Genomic DNA, 4,787 nt, shown 5'->3' with positions numbered 1-4,787 from the left:
TGAGTGGCTGCCGAGTAGTGAGCAGTTCGACCTGATCTACTGCGCCAACATGTTGCACATCTCGCCTTGGGCGACTTGCGCGGCGTTGATGCACGGCAGCGCGCGCCATCTGGCGCTGGGCGGAATGCTGGTGACTTACGGGCCTTATCTGGAAGACGGCGTGCCTACGTCGGAAGGCAACCTCAACTTCGACCAAAGCCTGCGCGCGCAAGACCCGGCATGGGGCATTCGGCGCAGGGAAGATGTAGGGCAGGAAGCCGCGCGCGCCGGCCTGCAGTTGCAAGCCCGGCACGCCATGCCGGCCAACAACTTGCTGCTGGTCTGGGCCAAATCACAGAAGTCGGCAAAACATTAACTGCGAACTCGTCGGCGGAAAACTGAATCCGCTATTATTTTTATAGCTGGTCGCGCTTTCCCATCAAGGGCTGCAGCATCATTCCCAATAAATTCTCGTCCTGCCCCACTTAGCGTGGCGATCAGCGGCTTTTCTCAACCGGGTTGGCGGTCAACCAGTTGGCCGGATAGGCCCGCATGAACTCCCTGGCCTTTTCCGTGCGGGCGCTGAGCCAGGCGTCATAGGCGCCCTCGTTCAAAATCGCCAGCATGCGTTTTTCGTTGCCGGGCTGCTGGTACCGGCTCATCAGGGCGTGGCTGTTGGCATTTACTGTGAGCAGGGCGTAGCTGACGATGACTTCGCCATCCGCGCCTGTCCAGCGCTCCCACAGGCCCGCCACACCCATGGGTTGGCCATCGACCCGGGCAATACGGGTGGGCACGGCCTTGCCGCTGCGCCAATCGTCTTCCATAAAGGCCATCATGGGCACGATGCAGCGCTGTCCGGCCAGCCAGGCATCGCGGAAGTTGCTGGACGTGGTGACGGTTTCCGAGCGGGCATTGACCAGCTTGGTCGAACGCAGCTTGGCGTCAGACGCCGACTTGACCCAGCGAGGCACCAGGCCAAACTGCCCGGCCACCAGCTCATGCGATGGCAGCGCTCGCGCGGGCTGGTCAGGGCCTGTGGCCTCTTGAACCTCTTCAGCTTCCCCAGCTTCTTCGGCTTCATCGACCTCACTGATTTTCATCGCGCGGATAAAAACACCCGGCTTGCGCGGCCATACATTGCGTTCCACGGGCGCAGCCGGGGCTGCCACGCCGAAGGCATCGGTATAAAGCGTGGCGGTTTTGATGCTCTCGTATTGGGTACTCATGCGGCGATGCTATCGCAGTGCCGCTACCAGGGCATGGTCCAATGACATCCATGCCCAGCCCCAGCTTTACTCCGCCTACCCCAACCGGCATGCCGCCACGCCTGATTTGCTTCAACAAGCCCTACGGCGTGCTGAGCCAGTTCACCCCTGAGGGCCGCTGGCGCGGGCTGAAGGACTTTATTGCCGTGCCGGAGGTGTATGTGGCCGGCCGGCTGGACGCGGACAGTGAAGGCCTGCTGCTGCTGACGAGCGACGGCGCGCTTCAGGCCCGCATCAGTGACCCGCGCTTCAAGATGGAAAAGATTTACTGGGTACAGGTCGAAGGGGTACCCGACGAAGCTGCGCTGGCCGCTTTGCGCCAGGGCGTGCAGCTCAACGATGGTATGACACGGCCCGCCAATGCGCGGTTGATCGACACGCCACCGGGCCTGTGGGAACGCGAGCCGCCTGTGCGCGTGCGCAAGGCCATCCCAACAACGTGGCTGGAACTGGGCATTCGCGAAGGACGCAACCGGCAGGTGCGCCGCATGACGGCTGCCGTGGGCTTTCCGACCCTGCGCCTGATTCGCTCTTCTATTGGCCCGTATGCGCTGGGTGACCTGGCGCAGGGGGCCTGGCGTGAAACTGAAGAGCAGGCGAAAACTGTTTAGCGCTTTCAGCACTTCCCGGCTTTTTTCAACGGCCCCGCCTTGTTTGACATCAGCAAGGCCACTGCGTCAACGTCCGCCTGCGTCACCGGCGTAAACACAATCATGCTGAGCCCGGCTGCACTGTCGACCGGGAAGGACTGGTACTCGAGCGTGATGCCGCCGGCCAGCGGGCGCTCTATGCGCTTGACGCCCCCATAGTGGCTGCTGGTTTCGTTGTCGGCCCACAGCCGGCGAAAGTCTTTGCTGCCGGCCTGCAATTCTTCCGCCAGCACCGCTGCGTCCGGGCAGTCACCGGCGCGCGCCGCATCGACACGAAAGGCGGCCAGGGCAAAGCGCGCATTGGCCTCCCAGTCGGGCAAGGCGCGCATGGCCGGGTCGGTGAACAGGCGCCTGAGCAGGTTGCGCGCGCCGGGCGGCTGCGCGGCGTAGTCGCTCAGCACTGCTGCCGCTGCGGCATTCCACGCCACGATGTCCCAGCACTGTGTCTTGACGATGGCGGGGCTGGCCGTCAGGCCGTCCAGCACACGCTGCAGGGCGGGGGTGACGGCAGCCGGCGATGTGGAGCCCCTGACCGGCGGCGGCCTCTGCCGGGCCAGCAAAAACAGGAACTCGCGGTCGGCCCGGTCCAGCGCCAGCGCGCCGGCCAGCCGCTCAAGCACCTCGTCGGACGGCGGGCCGCCGCGGCCCTGCTCCAGCCAGGTGTACCAGGTGACGCTCACATGGGCTCGCGTGGCGACTTCTTCACGCCGCAGGCCGGGGGTGCGGCGGCGGCTATCCGCACCAGCTTCGGGCGGAAGGCGCCCACGGCGGTCACGCAGAAAACCGCCCAGCGTGAGGCCTGACGCCGTTGCGGCCGCTGCGGCTGGTTCGGGCGGTGTGGCAGGGGTCTTCAGGGTGTTAGTGCTCATACCTGTATACGCTCACGGCTTTTACAAATCGGGGTGGCGACGCAAGATGCGGGCTCATTGATTTTCAGGAGTTCAGTATGCGTGTTTTTTTGACCGGAGCCACAGGCTTCATCGGCTCAGCCATTGTGCAAGAGCTGCTTTCCGCAGGCCACGAGGTGCTGGGCCTGGCGCGCACCGATGCGGCGGCTGATGCACTGGCGCGGCTCAGTGTTCGGGCCCATCGCGGTGAGCTGGCAGACACCGCCAGCCTGGCCGCTGCGGCCAGGGCCTGCGACGGCGTGATCCACACCGCCTTCATTCATGACTTTTCAGCACACGCCGCTGCCGCCGAAACAGACCGCCAGGCCGTCACGGCCATGCTTGGTGCGCTGGAAGGCTCGGGCAAACCATTGGTGGCGACGTCCGTCACCGTGCTGCTGGCGCACCCCCACACGGCGACGGAAGACACGCCCGTGCCTGAAGCCTCGCTCAACCCGCGTGCCAAAGCAGAGGCCATGGTGCTGGCTGCAGCCAGCCGCGGCGTGCGTGCCAGCGTGGTGCGGCTGCCGCCCTCGGTGCACGGCGCAGGCGACTACGGTTTTGTGCCGATGCTGGTGCGCATTGCGCGCAGCAAAGGTTTCTCGGCTTTTATCGGCGAGGGTGCCAACCGCTGGCCGGCGGTGCACCGGCTGGATGCGGCGCGCCTGTTCCGGCTGGCGCTGGAGAGTGCCTTGCCCGGGGGGCGCCTGCATGCCGTAGCTGAGCAGGGCCTGACGCTGCGCGCAATTGCCGAGGCTATAGGCGCTGGGCTGGGCGTGCCGGTGCGCGGCATCAACCCCGACGAAGCGCCCGCCCACTTCGACTGGCTAGCGCGCTTTGTTGCGATCGACAACCCGACCTCAAGCGCGCTGACACGCAATGCATTGGGGTGGCAGCCGCGGGAGGCGGACTTGCTGGCGGACATGCGGGACAACGGCTACTTTGCGTGAGCTGACAAACCACGCCGTCCCGGGCTGAGTTTGTCGAAGCCCTTCGACAGGCTCAGGGCGAACGGGTTGGCTTACTGCCTCAGGATCTTCTCCATCGCCTTCCCTTTGGCAAGCTCATCAATCAGCTTGTCCAGCCAGCGTATTTTTTGCATCAGCGGGTCGTCGACCTCTTCTACGCGGATGCCGCACACGACGCCCTTGATCAGCGACACATTCGGATGCATGGCTGGGGCCTGGGCGAAGAAGGTCTGGAAATCGGTTTGCTGTTTGATTTGTTTGTCCAGCCCCTTCTGGTCGTAGCCGGTCAGCCAGCAAATGATCTGGTCGACTTCTTCTTTGGTGCGGCCTTTGCGTTCGGCTTTTTGAACGAGCATCGGGTAGACCTTGGCAAACGCCATTGTGAAAATCTTGTGCTGGGGCATCGCGTCATTCCTTCTGCAAAGCCGCTATGCCTCTGCCTCGAGCGAGGCCTTCAGCCGGCCCAGTGCCTGGTCCCACTGCTGGGCAATCAGGTCGAGTGAGCGGCGGGCTTCGTCGAGCTGCTGGGGGTCAAACTGCCACAGGCGCTCTCGCCCCACCTTGACGTGATGCACCAGCCCCGCGTCGGCCAGCACATGCAGGTGCTTGGTGACGGCCTGGCGGGTGATGTCGGTGGTGGAGGTGAGCTGAGCGATGGACACGGCGCCGCCCACGCAGAGCACGGCCACCAGCCGCAGGCGGGTTTCGTCGCCCAGGGCGGCGAAGACGCCTGCGGGGCCGGGCCGGGCGGGCTGGGGGAGTGGCGTTTTAGCGGTCTTGGTGCGTGGTGACATATTTCTGGATATTGTCCATCTGGCCTTCCCAGCCGCCGGTGTTCATGCGCAAGGCTTCTGCCCGGCGGGCTACGGGGATTTTGTCAAAGCCTGATTCCACCACGCTGAGCAGGGTGCCCTTGTCCGTCTCTTTGAGCGTGAACTCCACCAGCGTGGTGGGCTCTTTCGAATAGTCGATGGCCGGGTCTACCGCGTAGGGGTGCCAGCGGTAAGAGAACAGCTTTTCAGGCTCCATGCGCTC

General features: G+C 64.5%; 8 protein-coding genes. 3 read left to right on the top strand and 5 right to left on the bottom strand.

From position 1 onward, the window contains the following. Nucleotides 1-355 (top strand): DUF938 domain-containing protein (locus AC1D0Z_RS16200; protein ID WP_477659247.1); only part of this gene is annotated, 355 nt, incomplete at its 5' end. A gap of 121 nt (nt 356-476) precedes the next feature. Here AC1D0Z_RS16200 and AC1D0Z_RS16195 read toward each other — a convergent pair. Continuing rightward, nucleotides 477-1,208 carry an SOS response-associated peptidase gene (locus AC1D0Z_RS16195; RefSeq protein WP_477659246.1) on the bottom strand — a complete coding sequence of 244 codons (732 nt, stop codon included), beginning with the start codon at nt 1,206-1,208 and terminating at the stop codon, nt 477-479. A gap of 41 nt (nt 1,209-1,249) precedes the next feature. On the opposite strand from AC1D0Z_RS16195, the gene AC1D0Z_RS16190 reads away from it, so the two are divergent. Further along, nucleotides 1,250-1,858 carry an rRNA large subunit pseudouridine synthase E gene (locus tag AC1D0Z_RS16190; protein ID WP_477659245.1) on the top strand — a complete coding sequence of 203 codons (609 nt, stop codon included), beginning with the start codon at nt 1,250-1,252 and terminating at the stop codon, nt 1,856-1,858. A gap of 5 nt (nt 1,859-1,863) precedes the next feature. Here AC1D0Z_RS16190 and AC1D0Z_RS16185 read toward each other — a convergent pair whose 3' ends face one another. After that, the gene (locus tag AC1D0Z_RS16185) at nt 1,864-2,766 is read right to left on the bottom strand and encodes a helix-turn-helix transcriptional regulator (protein WP_477659244.1); all 903 of its coding nucleotides are present in this window, start codon (nt 2,764-2,766) and stop codon (nt 1,864-1,866) included. A 77-nt stretch (nt 2,767-2,843) separates the two neighbouring features. Here AC1D0Z_RS16185 and AC1D0Z_RS16180 point away from each other — a divergent pair, with 77 nt between their 5' ends. Next, nucleotides 2,844-3,734 carry an SDR family oxidoreductase gene (locus AC1D0Z_RS16180; RefSeq protein ID WP_477659243.1) on the top strand — a complete coding sequence of 297 codons (891 nt, stop codon included), beginning with the start codon at nt 2,844-2,846 and terminating at the stop codon, nt 3,732-3,734. Nucleotides 3,735-3,805: 71 nt separating this feature from the next. Here the strand turns inward: AC1D0Z_RS16180 and AC1D0Z_RS16175 are convergent, their stop codons facing one another. The 3 genes from AC1D0Z_RS16175 to AC1D0Z_RS16165 all read right to left on the bottom strand — a co-directional run. Then, a complete protein-coding gene (locus tag AC1D0Z_RS16175) occupies nt 3,806-4,132 on the bottom strand; it encodes a DUF2200 domain-containing protein (RefSeq protein ID WP_477659242.1) in 327 nt (108 codons plus the stop codon). A gap of 48 nt (nt 4,133-4,180) precedes the next feature. Then, the gene (locus tag AC1D0Z_RS16170) at nt 4,181-4,546 is read right to left on the bottom strand and encodes an ArsR/SmtB family transcription factor (RefSeq protein WP_477659241.1); all 366 of its coding nucleotides are present in this window, start codon (nt 4,544-4,546) and stop codon (nt 4,181-4,183) included. Further along, the coding region (locus AC1D0Z_RS16165; RefSeq protein WP_477659240.1) for an SRPBCC family protein at nt 4,521-4,787 on the bottom strand (267 nt) is incomplete at its 5' end. The genes AC1D0Z_RS16165 and AC1D0Z_RS16170, both read right to left, overlap by 26 nt.

The organism is Polaromonas sp. P1_E3, from assembly GCF_056405935.1.
This window is presented reverse-complemented; position numbering and strand designations above follow the sequence as displayed.